Raw genomic sequence first — 17,025 nt, 5'->3', positions numbered from 1 at the left:
TTATCCAATTAATTATTTTGATTCAATATAATCAATAACATCTTGAACTGTTTTTATTTTCTCTGCATCTGTATCAGGAATCTCAACGTCAAACTCTTCTTCGAATGCCATTATTAACTCAACAGTATCTAAAGAATCTGCTCCTAAATCCTCAACAAAGTTTGCCTCAGGTACTACTTGCTCAGCGTCTACACCTAATTGCTCTACTACTATTTCTCTTATTTTATCTAACATTTTTTCTTCCTCCTTAATTTTTTCTTTATATATTTTAAAAACGTTATATATTATAGATTTTACTATATATTTGACAAATCTTCAAGTTTTTCTATATTTTTTACTATAATTTCTTTATCAATTTTCTTTATAAGTCCTGCTAATACTTTTCCAGGTCCTATTTCATAAATTGTATCTACCCCTTCAGCTTTCAATCTATTTATTGTTTCAACCCATTTTACTGGACCAAAACTCTGTCTATAGATCTCTTCCTTTACCTCATCAACTGAATTTAAAATTTCAGCTGTTGTATTTGCTACTAACTTAACATCTGTCATAGTAAAGTTATACTTTTCAGCCTCTAATTTTAATTTTTCTCCTGCTTCCTTCATCAATGATGAATGGAAAGGACCTGATACTGCTAATGGCATTGCTCTTCTAGCTCCAGCTTCTTTAAGAGCCACACAAGCTCTCTCAATAGCATCTTTATCTCCAGCTATTACAGTTTGCTTAGGTTCATTAAAGTTTACTGCTTCAACTACTCCCTCTACTCCTTCAAGTACTTCAACTATCTTTGAAGAATCCAATCCAATAATTGCTGCCATTCCACCATTAACTTTATGTGCTACTTCATTCATATAGCTTCCTCTAGCAGCAGTTAATTTAACTGTATCCTTCAATGACAAATACCCAGCTGCTCCAAAAGCTGCATACTCTCCTACAGAGTGTCCTGCTACATAATCAGCCTTTACTCCTTTAGCTTCTAATAATTTTGTCAATATTAAACTCATTGATACTATAGCTGGTTGAGTATTTTTAGTCTCTTTTAACTCCTCTTCTGGACCTTCAAACATAACTTTTTTTAAATCAAAATCCAGTTTTGAAAATAGATTATCAAACTCTTGCTTTGCTAGCTCATTGTTCTCATATAATTCTTTTCCCATTCCAACATATTGTGTTCCCTGTCCTGGAAATACAAAAGCTACTTTAGACATCTTTTCCTCCTTAATAAAAACACGTGTAATTTAATATATCATAGCATCTAAATTCTGTCAATTCTTTATTAATATGTCCATCTCATTATTATAGAACCATATGTTAATCCTGCTCCAAAACCTGTTAAAGCTATTAGATCTCCTTTTTTTACAAGTCCTTTCTCTAACGCTTCTCCCAATGCAAGACCTACAGAAGCTGATGAAGTATTTCCAAATTTTTGAAGATTCATATAGAACTTCTCAATTGGTACATGGATTCTTTTTGCTGCTGACTCTATTATTCTTACATTAGCTTGATGTGGGAATATCATAGTTAGATCATTAGCACTTACATCAGCTGTATTTAAAGCATTTTTTGTAGCATTTGGTAGTGCATGTACAGCAAATTTGAATACATCTTGTCCCTTCATCTTTACAAAGTTCTCTCTATTCTCTATTGTTTGTGCATCATTTGGTTTTTTTGTTCCACCAGCAGGAGTTCTTAATATATCATCATCTTCTCCTTCAGCACCTAGATAAGTTGATAGTATTCCGTATCCCTCTTCAACCTCTCCAACTACTGCAGCTGCAGCACCATCACCAAATAATATACAAGTATTTCTATCCTGCATATCTATAATTCTTGAAAGTGTCTCTGCTCCTATTACAAGTATATTTTTGTATACTCCACCCTTTATCATTCCGTTAGCAACTGTAAGTCCATATATAAATCCACTACAAGCTGCATTTAAGTCAAAACATGGAATATTCTTTCCACCTAATTTATGTTGTACCAAACATGCAGTTGCTTGAACTAAATAATCTGGAGTACAAGTAGCCACTAATATTAAATCTAAGTCTTCCACTGTCATATTGGCTCTATCTAAAGCTTTTTTAGCAGCCTCTACACATAGATCTGAAGTTGCCTGATCAACAGCAGCAAATCTTCTCTCCTCTATTCCTGTTCTTGTTCTAATCCATTCATCAGATGTATCTATTATCTTTTCAAAATCAAAGTTAGTCATTACTTTTTCTGGAACATAGTATCCTAATCCTTTGATTCCTACGCTTTTAAATTCCATTATCTCCTCCTATAAGGTCTATTCTTTAATATTATCTATATCTATAACATTTTTTAACTCTTCAATAAAATTCATCTCAGCAAATTTATTAGCCACCTTTATAGCATTTTTTATTCCTGTTGAATCTGAATTTCCGTGAGCTTTTATAGAGATTCCATTCAAGCCTAAAAATATAGCTCCACCATACTCTGATGAATCCATCTTTTTAGCTATATGTTTTATTGCTGGTTTGATTAGTAAAGCTCCCAGCTTATATATAAATGATTTACCTATCTCCTCTTTCAATGATGAGACGATAAACTTTGCAACCCCTTCAGAAGTCTTTAAAACCATATTTCCTGTAAATCCATCAGTTACTACTACATCTATATTTCCATTCATAACCTCTGTACTCTCTACATTTCCCATAAAATTTATAGTTTTATTCTCTTTTAAAAGAAGGTAGGCTTCTCTAGTTACCTCATTTCCTTTACCCTCTTCAGTTCCAATATTTAATAATCCTACAGTCGGATTTTTCTTTCCTAACAATACTTCCAAATATTTAGAACCCATCATAGCATATTGATTTAAAAACTCTGGCTTACAATCTGCAGTTGCACCAACATCTAGCATCAACATCTTTCCAGTCTTATTAGGAAACATTGTAGCAATAGCTGGTCTCAATACACCCTTTATTCTTTTTAGTTTTAATTGACTAGCAGTTATTAAGGCACCTGTATTTCCAGCTGAAACAGAAGCATCTGCTATTCCCTCTTTAACAAGCTCTAAAGTTCTATTCATAGATGAATCCTTCTTTCCTTTAACTGCTGTTACAGGATCATCAGTCATCTCTATTTTCTCTCTAGCATCTACTATCTCTATTCTATCTCTATCAACTTTGTATTTTGATAGCTCCTCTTCTACTATCTCTTTCTTTCCAACAAGTATGAGGTGTAAACTTTCACTCTCTTCTAAGGCTTTCACTGCTCCTTTTACCGTTTCAAAGGGAGCTTTATCTCCACCCATAGCATCTAAAGCTATTCTCATTGTTGCCTCCTATATAATTATCTTTACAACATTATACATCATATTTGTGAATTTTAAAAATATTTTTCTTATTTTTATAATAAAAAAAGGCAAGAGCTTATCTTGCCTTTTTTTATCTAATTAAACAATCTAATTACTCAGCTTGTCCTGCTAGAACTTGTTTTCCATTGTAATCTCCACATGAAAGACATACTCTGTGTGGTCTTCTTGGAGCTCCACATTTTTCACAAGTTGCTAATCCAGTTCCAGTTAAAGCATGATGAGATCTTCTCATGTTTTTCTTAGCTTTAGATGTTTTCTTCTTAGGTACTGCCATCTTAGTTTCCCTCCTACTTACATTCTTATTTAAAAATTAATTTTTTATTTGTAATAATTGCTGCCATCTTGGATCAATTCCATTATCACTGTGCTTCTCTATCTCTGAATCATCTTCACAAACAGGTTCACACTGTGGATATGGTGGCATATCAAGTATTATATACTCTCTTATTAATCCTTCTAAGTCTATAACTCCATCTTTTATCTCGTCATAAATCTCATTTTGATTAATTTCACATTCTGCATTTAAACTTTTTAAATACTGAACATACTCACTTTCATCTAAGAAAGTTCCCATAAAATCATTACTTAATTCTATTTCAATCTCTTTTAGACATCTTACACATTGTGTTTTTACTTTAGTTGAATATTTTCCACTTATTTCAACCTTACCATTGTTATTTACAGCTGTTCCTATAACATGCACTCTATCTTTTAGATCTATGTCCTCCATACTATCAATATAGAAGTCAAATTCTAAAATTTGGTTTGGAAAATTTTTAATCTCTAATCTCAAAACAATTTCCTCCAATCGTACACCTAGATATTTTACTAAGTTTTTTAAATATTGTCAAGTAATTTTTCTTAACAAAAGATTTTTTTATTCTACACATTGAATAAAAATTCCATTAAATCTCCATCTTGAACTATATACTCTTTTCCTTCTAATCTTAATACTCCAGCTTCCTGAGCACCCTTCCATCCTGAATACTTTATAAAATCAGCAAATGAAACTACTTTTGCTCTGATAAATCCTTTTTCAAAATCTGTATGAATCTCTCCAGCAGCTTTTGGAGCAGTATCTCCGATTCTTATTGTCCAAGCTCTAACCTCTTTTACTCCTGCTGTAAAATAAGTTTGAAGACCTAATAACTTGTATCCAGCTCTTATCAATCTATTCAATCCTGCCTCTTCAACACCAAGTGCCTCTAAGTACTCTTTCTTGCTCTCTTCATCATCCATCTCTTGTAATTCAGCTTCAACTTTTGCAGAAACTATTACAACTTCTGAACCTAATTTTTCAGCATACTCTCTTACTTTTTCTACATACTCATTTCCTGTTGCTAAATCATCTTCAGCCACATTTGCTGCAAATATCATAGGTTTTAAAGTCAATAATTGATATGTTCTTATTACCTCTAACTCCTCTTCTGTCATAGATAGAGTTTTTAATAGCTGAAACTCTTCTAAATGTGCTTTACATTTTTCTAATACAGGCATTAATGCCATAGATTCTTTATTCTTATTCATAGCTAATTTTTTATGTTTTTCAATTGCTTTATCTACAGTTTCCATATCAGCAAATATTAGCTCTGTGTTTATTACCTCAATATCTCTTATTGGATCTACTGAACCACTTACGTGAATTACATTATCATCTTCAAAACATCTTACTACTTGGCAAATTGCTGCTGTAGATCTAATATTTGATAAGAATTTATTTCCTAATCCCTCTCCTTTTGCTGCTCCTTTTACTAATCCAGCTATATCAACAAACTCTACAGTAGCTTGAACTACTCTTTGAGGATTAATTATTTTTGATAACTCATCTAATCTTGAATCTGGTACAGTTACCATTCCTACATTTGGTTCTATTGTACAGAATGGGTAGTTTGCTGCCTCTGCTGCACCCGCTTTTGTTATTGCATTAAAAAGTGTTGATTTCCCGACATTTGGAAGACCTACTATTCCTATTCCAATCATTGAAAAGCCCCTCCTAAAAAATTTATATTACTACAAATTTTACCATAATTTAAAGAATTTGTAAATACCTTAGCTTTATCAATCTTGTAAATTATTTTAAAATAAAAATATATAAAAAGTTGTTATGAAAACAATATTTTTTATATTTTCATAACAACTTTTATTTCTGAAAAACCTTCTATTTTCTTTCTATTTCAGATATATAAATTTTGGAATTTGCTTTTTTTATAACCTCTATTATTTCACAAATATTTAAGTTTTGAAAAATAAATCTTCTAGAAACTATTCCTTTACTAATATGAAATTCAACATTTGGTTTTGAATTTTTATAATCCAAATGAACACTTCTTATTTCACTCCATTTCCATATATTATGAAATTGAAATCCACAAATACTATAATAAATATCTACGCCATCAGCTGTTAATATATGTTTTTTTCTACAAAAAGTTGCAAATATTAGTATAATACCAAATAAAATATAAAATAAATTTATATTTAAAATAGAGGTGTAAATGCTATATAAACCTAAACTTATAGCTCCTATTTTTATTCCCATCCCTCGTTTAGGGATAATTCCATAATGCTCCATTACTCTTTCCTTTCTAATTTTATACTCTAATATTATCTGTTTCATTTGTACTTCTTATTTTTGCTAGTGCTTTCATTGCTTTATCATATGCTTTTTCTGGAGCTTCTGCTGGTCCACGTCCTTTTTTTAACTTTCCAAAAACATTTGTTTTAGATCCATCCACATATAAAATATTTCCACCCCAACTTAAAGTAACTATTGCATAGATTGGATTTATTATATTCATAAAACAATATGGTAGATATAAAAGTGTCGGAACTCCAAGTACAGCTGCATGATATGCTCCACATGATGACCAAGGAACAAGTGGTGACCATAATGTTCCACCATCTTCTAAAGTCCTTGAAAGCATATTTCTTCCAAGTCCCATCTCATCAAAACGATCCTTATACATAGAAGCTGGAATTATTAAACCTAAATATTGATCACACATAGTTGTAATACAAAATATTGAAGTTCCCATAGTTAAAAGAACTAATTGGAAAGGAGTCTTTACTTTATTTATAAATCCACCTAAAATAGATTCTACTGCACCTATTTTTTGAAGAATTCCACCAAAAGCAACAGCAACAATAACAAGATTATTGGTCCATAGCATACTGTTCATCCCACCTCTATTTACAAGTGTAGTAAATAGTTCATTATTTGACTGGGCATGATATCCATAATGTAGCATCTTTATACAGTCTGCAAATCCTGCTCCTTGAAAAATTACTGCAAAAATACATCCTAATAAAGAAAGTAAAACCACCGAAGGGATTGCAGGCATTTTTATAACTGCTACAACTACAATCAATAAAACAGGAATAAGCAAAATAGGACTCATATAAGTATAATGTTCCAATATAGCAGCTGATAATTCATTTGCAAGAGTAGGATCATAAACTCCAACTTTAGAAAAAGAGAAAAAAGCATATATAATTACTGCTATAACTAGACTTGGAAAAGTAGTTGTTACCATAGCAGCTACATGATCAAAAAGACCTGTTTGTGCTGATCCTGCTGCTAAATTTGTTGAATCTGAAAGAGGAGAAAATTTATCTCCACAACAAGCTCCAGAAAGAATAGCTCCAGCTATTAATGCTGGATTTAATCCCATTGTTGTTCCTATAGCCATAAATGCTATCCCAAGTGTTGCTGTTACAGTCCACGCTGATCCAAGTGCAACTCCTACAGCAGCACATAAAATAGTTACAAATGGTAAAAATATAATAGGTGTAAATAATTTCAATCCATAATATACAACAGCCGGAATAGTCCCACTAGCTGTAAATGATCCTATTAAACAACCTACAAGAAGAATAATTATTATAGCTTCAAGCGATTGATTTACAGCTTCAAGTCCTGCTGCTAGCATCTCTTTGTAATTATATCCACATATCTTTCCAATAATCATAGCAACTCCACAAGATAAAGTTACAGGTATATGTGGGTCAAATCCCCATCCTAAAGTATAGTTAGCAATCATAATTGCTAAAAGGAAAAAAATTGGAATCATTGCCTCGATTCGACTTGGTAATCTCCCCATCTGATTCTGTGTACTCATTTTAATACCTCCAAGAAATTTTAATTTATATTATATTAACTTTAATATAACATTCTTACTGTCAAGGAAGTGTCAATGAAAATATTTTAATCTTTATTTTGATATTTTTCCATATCTAAAAAAGCATTTATTTCTTGTCCCCAAGAATATTGTGCCATATATTCTCCATGATAAAGTTTTTTTCCTTCAACACTATTTTCTCTCCATTTAAAATAGTCACACTGTATATCTTCTAATCTTGAAAGACCAATTTGACCCCTTTCACTGTATATTATATTCCCACATCCTAATTCATTTAATACATCTTGTAAATCTTTTTTTAACATCCTGTAATATGAATCATGTCCGTCTTCTTCCCATAAATTAGCAATTATCTCCTTCGCTGTACATCTTGCACCTCTTCTATGAACAAGATAAGCTAATAATTCTTTCGTCTTTTCAAACTTAAACTTAACAGGCTTTTTATCTATAAGTACATCAAAATTTCCAAAACAAGTAATCTCTATTCTCCCTTTTTTAATTTCATCTTTAGATACAGAATATCTTAAATTTTCAAGTGCATGTCTTATTTGTTCAATATCAACTGGTTTCATTATATAATCACTAGCATCTAGTTTAAATGCTTCCCCCATAAAATTAGAATCTCCTGTCACAAAGATAAAATTTATTTTTGAATATATTTTTTTTAATTTAGTTGCAAATTCTATTCCATTCAATCCTGGCATCTGTATATCGATAAAGCATACATTAAATTGTTGCTTTATTGATTCTAAAGCTTGAATCGGATTATTCACAACTACAATTTCTGCAGTTTTATCAATCTCCAATAACAATGATTTTAAATACTCTCCAGCAAGTATCTCATCGTCCAATACTAAGTATTTCACGCCTTCTTCCCCTTTCTATCTCTTTATTCTTCCCTTTTTTAGGAATAATAATTTTTACAACTGTTCCTAATCCTATAAAACTTGTTATTTCTAGCTCTGCATTAATAATATTTTTTAATCTTTCTTTTACATTTTGTATTCCAATATGTACTTTTCCATCACTTAATATTTTTTCCATACTAAAACCTATACCATCATCTGAAATAACTATTATATTTTCCTTATCTTTGCTTTCAGTAGTTATTTTTATAGTTCCACCTTCCATTTTTTTACACACTCCATGTTTAACTGCATTTTCAACTATTGGCTGTAAAGTCAGGGTTGGCATATCAAAATTTTCTACTTTTATGTCATACTCAACTCTCACTCTATCTCCAAATCTTAATTTTTCAATATCAATATATATCTTAGTGTGTTCTAATTCTTTCGAAAAAGGTTGAGTATCATTTTTTCCTAAATTATACATATTTTCTCTCAAATAACTTGAAAACTTTACTGTAGTTTCCTCTGCAAGTTTTGGATTTATCCTACAAAGTGCCGTTATTGTATTTAAAGTATTATATAAAAAATGAGGCTGTATTTGAGATAACATTAGTGACATCCGCTGTTCTCTTAATTTTATCTCCTTTTCTTCAACTACTTTTTGAGATATTTTTACATGTAATACAAGATAATAAAATAAAAATATCATAGCATAAGTTACATTTAAAATTCCTTCTTGTAACTCTGAAATTTCTGCAATAGTAGCTGTCATTAACCAGGCTATACAACAAAATATTTGTAGATGGTTTACCTCTAAATTTTTATATAACTTAAAATCCAATATCAAAAGAAATACAATCCAATATATACATGTTGTTACAATAAAAGAATATATTAAAGCATCTGATTCAAATATTTTTGTTTTTGTAAAATATATTATTTTATCCTGAAAAATTACACTACAACTAATTACAGCATTTATTATTGCTGGAATATAAATCAATTTTATCTTTGGTTTTAAAATAGTTATCGCTATTGGCATTACCAGTATTCTTATCGAACTATATACCATCTTTACTACTGGTAATATCATATTTCCATTTAATTTAATATAAAATTCTAAAATAGATAATATCAAAATAAGTGACATATTTATAATTATTCTTTTTTTTATAAATACATCTACTGCTGATTTCATCGAAACAACAAAATATGTTCCCAACACTATCATAATTAAAATATAATTTTGAATAAGATACTTTTGAATATACAACTCTTGCATAAATATCTCTCCTAATGTTTTTCTATATATTTGTATTTATTTTTTAATTTTTGTTTTTATATATTATAACACGTTCTTTATAAAAACGATATTTATGTTTATATAAATTATTATTTGTTTGAAATATTTTTTATATTAGTACTATAAATATTTTTATAATAATTTTTCCATAACCTTCACAATCTATATAACTATTATAAATTTGATTAAGCAATTAAAAAGTTTTAACATTTTTTAATTTTTATATTGATAAATTACATAAAAAAATGTTACAAACTAATGACTAAAATTCATCAGTTTATAACACCTTATACAATTAAATATATTTATATATTTTTTAAAAATGATTTCCCATTTTCTGGTAAATTTTTCCCGAAATATTCTGCTACAGTTTGTCCTATATTTGCTAAACTTTCCATTTCACCTATATTTATTAATTTATCAATATTTTTTTTATAAATTAAAATAGGAACATTTTCTCTTGTATGATGTGAATGTTTTATTTCTGGATCATTTCCATGATCTGCTGTTATTATTAAAATATCTTCATCATTTAGTAAGGGAAATAATTCATTTAATTTCTTATCAACTACTTCTAATTTTTCAGCATATTTTTTTGAATTTTCTTCATGCCCAGCTAAATCTGTTTCTTGTATATTTGCACATATAAATGCTTTTTCATTATTTTTTATTTCTTCTATGAGTTTATTCATAACTAATTCACTATCTACTGCAAATATTGATTTTCCATATTTATTTTCAACAATATCAGCTACTTTCCCAATTAAAATAGTTTTTATCTCTGTTCCTAAAATATTTGGAAGTTGTACCTCTGTTTTTACTCCATAACCTAAATGTTGCACTTGATATCCTTTATTATAAACCTTTGATTTTGGAGCATTAACTCCTGCATATATGTTATCTTTACATTCATATGCATTTTTTAAATCATCCAAAGTTACATCTTCTCCACCAAAAGTTATTACTCTTGGAACCTTTACAATTTTCCTAACTATTTTTCCTATTTTTAAGAGATTATCAAAACTAATTTTATCAAAAATTCCTGTTATATTATATACTTGTCCCAAATCAGCCTCTAAATTATCTCCTATACTTAAACAATCATCTACAATTAATATTTTTTGTTCAGTCCCATATCTTCCTACTTTATGACCTTCAAGCAATAATTTTTTTTCAACTTCATCTATATTTTTAAAAAAAGGTTCATTTATAGGTTCCTTTGGTTCTGTTCCCATTAACTCTTGATGACCATAAAATGTATCACATCCAAAATGCTTCAATTTACTTTTTCCAAAAATAGCTATATTCGAAAATTTTATATCATCAACTTCTAAATTAGCTGCATTTGCTATTCCTAATTTTTGTAAATTAGGAATAACTATCCCTTTATTTTTAGAAACAACACTTTTATATGTATTTGCTCCTATATCTTGTGGTCTTGTGGCCTTTACATCTTCCATTTCACCAATTCCAAAGCTATCCAAAACAAGAACTATGAATCTTCCCATTTATTTCTCCCTTCCTAAACTATCATATATCCCTATTATATATGGTTTATTTTCCTTCATTCCACCTATTAAAGCAACATCACTTCTTGTTACAAATATTTGTGTCCTAAATGCTCCTAAAACTGTGTCTCCAACGTTTGCTTCTTCATTAAGCTCAAAATAATAGTCTATACTTTCATCTGTTGGAGGAGTTACTTTTATTTCCTTCAGAGATTTTGATTTATTTCCTACTAAAACACTTTCTATTCCAGAACGTCTATAATATCCTCCACCATAAAAATAACCTTTTCCTCTTAAATTATGAGAAATTTCTGAAAGGTATAAAATTGCTGGTTTTTCTCCCTCATCATTATATGCATTAAATGGTGTAGTTCCTGTTAGTGCATGTCCTGGTTCTCCGTGTGTTCCTCCATTTTCTCTAATATTCTTTATATTAGCTAAACTTGTTGCTGAGGGAAAATTAAGCTGTTCTACTTTTATTCTATATTTACTTAAAATATTTTTTGCTTTTTTTATGGTTTCAACATTTTTTGTAGGGTTAATCTTATTTAGACTTTTATCATACAAATAACAAGGAAAAGAAGTTAATCCATTTATTTTAATGTTTTTTAGCTTTTTTATCTTCATACAAAGCCCTTCAAGTTCATTTAAATAAAATCCACCACTTTGTCCTGAATATATTATGCTATCTTCTTCTAAGACTCTCAACATAATATTTTGTATCTTATTTAATTTCTTAGCCACTTTATCTATTTGTTCTATCTTTTCATAAGAATAAACTGTCATTATTTCAACATTGCTTTTTATAATTTCCTCAAGTAACTTTGTTGGTGCTTGTACTAAATGTCCTACATTTCCAAGAGGAATATTATTTTTTATCATTATTTCTGCTTCTTTAAAATCAACAGCAACCACTCCTGAATATCCTAATTCCAAAATTTTTTTAGCTAAAAAAGGTATTCTTCCTATTTGTTTTGTCATTGCATATAACTTTATATTATTTTTTTTTGCTTTTTCTATTAATAATTTAGCATTATCTAAAATAGTATCTACATCTAGTAAATATGTGTCTGGAGAAAGTAATCCTTTTTGATGAAATTCAATTGCTACATTTAGTAAATTTTGATTTCTTTCTTGTAATTTCTTTAAAAACATTACCTATTCCTCCTGTATTTTCTTATAACTTTCCTCTAAAATTCTAATTATTGTCTCCACTCCTGCTCTATTAGGATTTATTCTAATCATTCTTTTTTCAAGTGTTGGATCTGTTTTTCTGAATGTACCTGATATTCTATAGAATAATGGTGAAAACTCATATTTCGATTCAGCTCCTACTGGATTTGGCAAAGCTCCTAATTTTTCAGAATAAACTAACATTTCTTCTGCTATATTTTCTTTTAACTCAACAATAACAACTTTTGATTGAGCATTTACTAAATATGCATTTTTTATAAATGATAATCTTCCATTGTTTAAAATTTGGATCAATTCATCATTTACTTCTCCTTGAATAGCTAGAGAAACAGGGGCATATACCATTCCTCTTAATACATCTAGTGCCTCATGTCCTTGAACTTGTCCACCACCAGAGTAATTTGATTCTATTACTTGGGATACATATTTTTCATCTCCAACTAAACATCCTATTCCTTCTGGACCTAATAATTTAAAAGTTGAAAATGCTGATAAATTAGCTCCTAATTCAACTCCAATATTTTTAACTTTCATTACTGCATAATTATCGTCTGTTAATATAGGAACTTCATATTCTTTTATTTTTTCTATTACCTCAGTAATTTTATAACTATCATCTATTTTTTGACGAGTATACTGTACAACCACTACATCAATCTTCTCATTTTTTAAAATTTTTTCTAACTCTTCTAAATTATTATAATCTACCTCTAAAATATTTGCATTTAACATCTGTAAAGATACTAAAGTTGTTGGATAAATAGGTGCTTTGTGTACTAATACTCTTCTTCTTTTAGAATTCTTTAAAATACTATACAATCCCCATTTTATAGCTGATGTTCCTGCCCCTCTAACTAAAATAGCTTTCTCTACATCAAAAAAATCTGCTATTATTTCTTCAACCTTCTTGGTAGTTCTTGGTTTATTTAATCCCTTTACTACCCCTAGATCCCCTCTTGTTAAAATTTCACTTCCTCTAAATTTTCTTGTAATTATATCTATTAATTTAAATTGTTTTCTTTTTGCCTCTTCTAATGTAATTGATTCTAATGGATATGTTTTCATCATTTTTTCCTTTCTATTTTATTCCTAAAATTTTTTTTGGATTTTCAACTAAAAACTTTTCTATTTTTTCTAATTCTACCCCATTCTCAATTAACTTTGGAACAAATTCTTCAAGTAAATAGGAATACCCTATTCCACCATTCTCTTTTAAATGAGATTGTCTTGTTAAATCTACTGATAATAGAATTTTATTTTCCCATCCTCTATCACATAAATATTTAATATATTCAACTCTTTTTTCTTCTGAAAGATATTTTATCTTTCCTATTGTGTCAAAAGAAATATAAACTCCTCTTTTTAATAAACTCTCTATATAATGTATATCTTTTGATAAATCAGTGTGTCCTAAAATAACTTTTTCTAAATTTCCACCATTTTTTTCAATTATATCTAACTGTTCGTGTCCTAATTTTCCTAGACTTGTGTGTGTTGATACATATACTCCCGTTTTTTTCTGTACTCTACTTGCTACTGTAAAAATCTTTTCTTCAAGGGAAGTCATTTTTTCAAAGCCTGTTCCTATTTCACCTATAAAAGTTGCTTTTTTATTTGTTCCATCTATTCCTATTTTTATATCCTTTATTAATTTTTCTTCTAATTTTTCTATACTTAATTTTTCAACTTCCTCTGGAAAAAATGGTTCTTTATAATAACCTGTTGACATTAAAATTTCTATTCCTGTTTCCTTTTCCAACCTTATTATAAATTCAACATTTCTTCCCATTCCAATATTCGTAACATCAACTATTCTTACTACTCCTAATTCTTTTAATCTTAATAATTCTTTTTTCGTTTTTTCGAACTCATCTAATTTACAATCGATATTATTTTTTATTCCAGATAAATCTATTGTCATATGTTCATGTATATATGTTATATCTTTCATCCCTACATCTCCTCTAAAATTTCAAATGTTCTATTATCTATTCTTTTTAAAGGATAATTAAAAAAATATTCTTGAAATAATTTTGGACGATATTCATAGTCTAATATTTTTCCTATTTCTAAAACATATTTCAAACCATCCTTTCCCTTTGGTGTTACTATTACTATAGAACTCCCTATATTTTTTAAAGGAATTGTAATCGCAGTACAATCAAGCATATTAAAAACTTTTAAAAATTTTTTATTAGAGTTTTCTTGAAAAGTTTTACCACTATCTCCTAAACAACCTAAAATACTATCCCCTATACCATCTACTTCTATATTTTTTTCAACATATATAAAAACATCTCCCAGTTGAAAAATATTGTTTAGCTCTATCATCAATTCTTCTCTAGAGAAAAGTGATCTGTCTTTCCAAATTGTAATTTCATAATTATTTTTTAGTTTATCTCTGATCTCTTTCTCAAGAGTATCACTCAAAACTAATTTCTTTAATTTTTTTTCACTTTCTTCATAAAAAATTTTCAAAATTTTTTCTAATTCTACAAAATTTTGAGTTATAAATCCAATTCCAGCAGTAAAGACTATTTCATCTGTTGATTTCTTTTTATTTTTACCTTTCAATCCCATTCCAGATAAAAGAGCTGAATATAAGTTTAAAGAAATTGCTGGTCCTAAAACAGAACCGCCACCATCAGTTCCTATCCCTACTGTATTTAATCCATAAAGAACATTTATTGCCGTTCCACTTGATGAACCTGTCATGACTTTTGAAGTTATTGGATTTAATAACCTGATATCAATAGCTCTTCCCCTATCTGATGAAAAATCTACTGTATTCCAAATATATCCATTTCTTAAAAGTTTTTTTATTAATTTATTATCAATTTCTTTGCTATCTTTTACTCCTATTGTTTTTCCTTTATTTTTACAAAACTCTAAAATAATATTTGGATTTTGTTCCTTAACTGTTTTTCCTATAAAATTTTTCGTTCTATCGATTCCTGCTAAAATCTTTTCCATAACTCAACCTCATATCTTATAATTTAAGAGGAGTCCCCCTCCTCTTAAAACTTTAATTTTATCCTACATATAATCCTATAAGTGAAAAAATATTCAGTATTATTCCTAGCATAATTGCTGAAACTGGTCCTACTGCCATATCTACTAAAGGTTTTTTTACTGTTTTATTTAACACATATACTCCTGCAACAAATAAATACCCTAATCCTGGAGCCATGGCATCTGCTGCTATCATTCCTCCAACTATTAAAGAAATTTCAAGAACTTTTGACATTGCAGTTCTAATTTGATCTCCACATGCTTTAACTCCTGGGAATTTATCTAAAAATTTAGCTACTGCACCTAAAGCATAAATCTCAATAATAATTGCTAATACTCCCCCTATAAATGCTATAATAGGATTTCTTAAAAATATTCCAACTACAAATACAAATGTCATTCCTGCTGGAGCATATACTCCTGTTGCTATTGCTGTTGTTGCTACTAAAGGAACAAAACCAATCGCTCTAGCCAAAGCTGCTAGCCCCGCTTCTGATATTTTTCCTTCTGCTAATAAGTTTAAAGAAATTGGGTCTCCTGCAACTAAATTTAAACTTATTGCTGTAGCTATAACTCCTCCCATTAATCCTAATGGAATTACATTCTTCTTAATTTTTTCTACTCTTGTTGCAAATATATTTAATAACATTTCATTTGATCCGACACCATTTGTTGTTGCTTTTTCTCTCATTGCAAAAGTTACCATTATAATCATTCCTACCAATAAAGCCATTCCATCTGGATTTAAAGTTATTGTACTTCCCTCAAAAGAAATTTTTCCATATACTTGAAATAACTGTCTAACTAAAATAGTTGTTATAAATGTTATTACTCCTTTTTTAAATCCATATTGATAAGCTACCACTAAAGCAGGAAAGGCTGCAAATGCAATAATTATTGGTGCTCCTACTTTTCCCAATGCTGGCAAAAAATTTACAGGTAATTTTGCAAATAATTCTACAATTATTTTTAACCCTAATGTTATCAATAATCCATATACTCCACCAATAACAGTTGAAAAAATTGCTCCCTTTTTATCCATACTAAATGATGTTCCTATTATATCTGTTGCTAATAAAATACTATGTACTAATATTATTGGTGTTGTTAATGAAAATGGAATTCCAAATCCAACAACAAGTCCAAAGCTTAGTGCAAAACTTGTTGCTGCCAAAGATTTTCTATCCATTCTTCCTTCTAAAAATTCTGGAACAATCGGTCTTAATCCATCATTAAATACTGCAACTCCTCTATTTGCTAAAAATGAAGCTAGTGCTCCCAGTAAAATTGCAACTACATAATTCATATTAACACACTCCTTATTTTAAAATTTCCTTTAAAATTACTGGAACTACTTGTTCTATATGTTGTGCTGTAAATCCAAATGCTTTTTTACCTGCATTAACCTCTGCTATTATTTCTACATCAGATTTTATGTTTCCTGGCATTGATACTGTAGCACAATTATTTGCTCCTAATAATGCTATAGCCATTGCTAAAGCACCGCCACCACCAGTATTACAAGCTCCTAAATAAATATCTGCTACTCCTGTTTTAACATCCATAGCTGCTTCTATATCACTTTTTATTGTTATAATTGCTTCTTCTCCAACTATTTTCTTTACTACTTCTGCTAATTTTTCTTTATCAATTTGTCCTCCAATAACTATTTTTTTCATAAAAA

At 29.1% G+C, this 17,025-nt stretch carries 18 protein-coding genes; all 18 read right to left on the bottom strand.

Annotated elements, in window-relative coordinates; translation table 11 throughout:
* Positions 1-12: 12 nt before the first annotated feature.
* On the bottom strand, positions 13-234 hold the full coding sequence (gene acpP / locus QZ286_RS07150) for an acyl carrier protein (protein WP_005883395.1): 222 nt from the start codon (positions 232-234) through the stop codon (positions 13-15).
* A gap of 62 nt (positions 235-296) precedes the next feature.
* Entirely contained in the window at positions 297-1,208 is a 912-nt protein-coding gene (gene fabD, locus QZ286_RS07145) for an ACP S-malonyltransferase (protein WP_291256272.1), read from the bottom strand.
* A 68-nt stretch (positions 1,209-1,276) separates the two neighbouring features.
* Positions 1,277-2,269 carry a beta-ketoacyl-ACP synthase III gene (locus QZ286_RS07140; RefSeq protein WP_291256271.1) on the bottom strand — a complete coding sequence of 331 codons (993 nt, stop codon included), beginning with the start codon at positions 2,267-2,269 and terminating at the stop codon, positions 1,277-1,279.
* A gap of 18 nt (positions 2,270-2,287) precedes the next feature.
* On the bottom strand, positions 2,288-3,295 hold the full coding sequence (gene plsX, locus QZ286_RS07135; RefSeq protein WP_291256270.1) for a phosphate acyltransferase PlsX: 1,008 nt from the start codon (positions 3,293-3,295) through the stop codon (positions 2,288-2,290).
* A 133-nt stretch (positions 3,296-3,428) separates the two neighbouring features.
* Positions 3,429-3,611 (bottom strand): 50S ribosomal protein L32, encoded by a 183-nt coding sequence (rpmF, locus tag QZ286_RS07130; RefSeq protein ID WP_291256269.1) that lies wholly within the window; start codon positions 3,609-3,611, stop codon positions 3,429-3,431.
* Between the two features lie 36 nt (positions 3,612-3,647).
* The gene (locus QZ286_RS07125) at positions 3,648-4,130 is read right to left on the bottom strand and encodes a DUF177 domain-containing protein (RefSeq protein ID WP_291256268.1); all 483 of its coding nucleotides are present in this window, start codon (positions 4,128-4,130) and stop codon (positions 3,648-3,650) included.
* An 89-nt stretch (positions 4,131-4,219) separates the two neighbouring features.
* A complete protein-coding gene (gene ychF / locus QZ286_RS07120; RefSeq protein WP_291256267.1) occupies positions 4,220-5,317 on the bottom strand; it encodes a redox-regulated ATPase YchF in 1,098 nt (365 codons plus the stop codon).
* A 178-nt stretch (positions 5,318-5,495) separates the two neighbouring features.
* Positions 5,496-5,909: a hypothetical protein gene (locus QZ286_RS07115; RefSeq protein ID WP_291256266.1), complete on the bottom strand. Its 414-nt coding sequence runs from the start codon at positions 5,907-5,909 to the stop codon at positions 5,496-5,498.
* A gap of 19 nt (positions 5,910-5,928) precedes the next feature.
* A complete protein-coding gene (nhaC, locus tag QZ286_RS07110; RefSeq protein ID WP_291256265.1) occupies positions 5,929-7,455 on the bottom strand; it encodes a Na+/H+ antiporter NhaC in 1,527 nt (508 codons plus the stop codon).
* An 86-nt stretch (positions 7,456-7,541) separates the two neighbouring features.
* A complete protein-coding gene (locus tag QZ286_RS07105) occupies positions 7,542-8,342 on the bottom strand; it encodes a response regulator (RefSeq protein WP_291256264.1) in 801 nt (266 codons plus the stop codon).
* Positions 8,317-9,606, bottom strand: a complete 1,290-nt coding sequence (locus QZ286_RS07100; protein ID WP_291256263.1) for a sensor histidine kinase — start codon at positions 9,604-9,606, stop codon at positions 8,317-8,319. Before QZ286_RS07100 ends, QZ286_RS07105 begins: the two co-directional genes overlap by 26 nt.
* Before the next feature lie 326 nt (positions 9,607-9,932).
* Positions 9,933-11,135 carry a phosphopentomutase gene (locus QZ286_RS07095; protein WP_291256262.1) on the bottom strand — a complete coding sequence of 401 codons (1,203 nt, stop codon included), beginning with the start codon at positions 11,133-11,135 and terminating at the stop codon, positions 9,933-9,935.
* Entirely contained in the window at positions 11,136-12,290 is a 1,155-nt protein-coding gene (locus QZ286_RS07090; protein ID WP_291256261.1) for an alanine racemase, read from the bottom strand.
* A gap of 3 nt (positions 12,291-12,293) precedes the next feature.
* On the bottom strand, positions 12,294-13,397 hold the full coding sequence (locus QZ286_RS07085) for an aminotransferase class V-fold PLP-dependent enzyme (protein WP_291256260.1): 1,104 nt from the start codon (positions 13,395-13,397) through the stop codon (positions 12,294-12,296).
* A gap of 10 nt (positions 13,398-13,407) precedes the next feature.
* Positions 13,408-14,280: a phosphotriesterase-related protein gene (locus QZ286_RS07080; protein ID WP_291256259.1), complete on the bottom strand. Its 873-nt coding sequence runs from the start codon at positions 14,278-14,280 to the stop codon at positions 13,408-13,410.
* A 2-nt stretch (positions 14,281-14,282) separates the two neighbouring features.
* Positions 14,283-15,302 (bottom strand): amidase family protein, encoded by a 1,020-nt coding sequence (locus tag QZ286_RS07075; protein WP_291256258.1) that lies wholly within the window; start codon positions 15,300-15,302, stop codon positions 14,283-14,285.
* A gap of 58 nt (positions 15,303-15,360) precedes the next feature.
* Entirely contained in the window at positions 15,361-16,647 is a 1,287-nt protein-coding gene (locus QZ286_RS07070; RefSeq protein WP_291256257.1) for a YhfT family protein, read from the bottom strand.
* Between the two features lie 13 nt (positions 16,648-16,660).
* The gene (locus QZ286_RS07065; RefSeq protein WP_291256256.1) at positions 16,661-17,020 is read right to left on the bottom strand and encodes a DUF2620 domain-containing protein; all 360 of its coding nucleotides are present in this window, start codon (positions 17,018-17,020) and stop codon (positions 16,661-16,663) included.
* Positions 17,021-17,025 lie beyond the last annotated feature (5 nt).

This window comes from Fusobacterium sp., assembly GCF_019012925.1.
In the GTDB taxonomy this organism is placed as follows: Bacteria; Fusobacteriota; Fusobacteriia; order Fusobacteriales; family Fusobacteriaceae; genus Fusobacterium_A.
The sequence above is the reverse complement of the archived record's forward strand: the minus strand, read 5'-3'. Positions and strand labels throughout refer to the sequence as shown.

Bases quoted from the DNA above. Each gene is read 5' to 3' on its own strand.
- QZ286_RS07140 (WP_291256271.1), bottom strand. From the start codon at position 2,269: ATGGAATTTAAAAGCGTAGGAATCAAAGGATTAGGATACTATGTTCCA.
- QZ286_RS07065 (WP_291256256.1), bottom strand. From the start codon at position 17,020: ATGAAAAAAATAGTTATTGGAGGACAAATTGATAAAGAAAAATTAGCA.
- plsX (WP_291256270.1), bottom strand. From the start codon at position 3,295: ATGAGAATAGCTTTAGATGCTATGGGTGGAGATAAAGCTCCCTTTGAA.
- ychF (WP_291256267.1), bottom strand. From the start codon at position 5,317: ATGATTGGAATAGGAATAGTAGGTCTTCCAAATGTCGGGAAATCAACA.
- QZ286_RS07080 (WP_291256259.1), bottom strand. From the start codon at position 14,280: ATGAAAGATATAACATATATACATGAACATATGACAATAGATTTATCT.
- QZ286_RS07115 (WP_291256266.1), bottom strand. From the start codon at position 5,909: ATGGAGCATTATGGAATTATCCCTAAACGAGGGATGGGAATAAAAATA.
- QZ286_RS07075 (WP_291256258.1), bottom strand. From the start codon at position 15,302: ATGGAAAAGATTTTAGCAGGAATCGATAGAACGAAAAATTTTATAGGA.
- QZ286_RS07070 (WP_291256257.1), bottom strand. From the start codon at position 16,647: ATGAATTATGTAGTTGCAATTTTACTGGGAGCACTAGCTTCATTTTTA.
- QZ286_RS07085 (WP_291256260.1), bottom strand. From the start codon at position 13,397: ATGATGAAAACATATCCATTAGAATCAATTACATTAGAAGAGGCAAAA.
- fabD (WP_291256272.1), bottom strand. From the start codon at position 1,208: ATGTCTAAAGTAGCTTTTGTATTTCCAGGACAGGGAACACAATATGTT.
- QZ286_RS07090 (WP_291256261.1), bottom strand. From the start codon at position 12,290: ATGTTTTTAAAGAAATTACAAGAAAGAAATCAAAATTTACTAAATGTA.
- nhaC (WP_291256265.1), bottom strand. From the start codon at position 7,455: ATGAGTACACAGAATCAGATGGGGAGATTACCAAGTCGAATCGAGGCA.
- rpmF (WP_291256269.1), bottom strand. From the start codon at position 3,611: ATGGCAGTACCTAAGAAGAAAACATCTAAAGCTAAGAAAAACATGAGA.
- acpP (WP_005883395.1), bottom strand. From the start codon at position 234: ATGTTAGATAAAATAAGAGAAATAGTAGTAGAGCAATTAGGTGTAGAC.
- QZ286_RS07100 (WP_291256263.1), bottom strand. From the start codon at position 9,606: ATGCAAGAGTTGTATATTCAAAAGTATCTTATTCAAAATTATATTTTA.
- QZ286_RS07095 (WP_291256262.1), bottom strand. From the start codon at position 11,135: ATGGGAAGATTCATAGTTCTTGTTTTGGATAGCTTTGGAATTGGTGAA.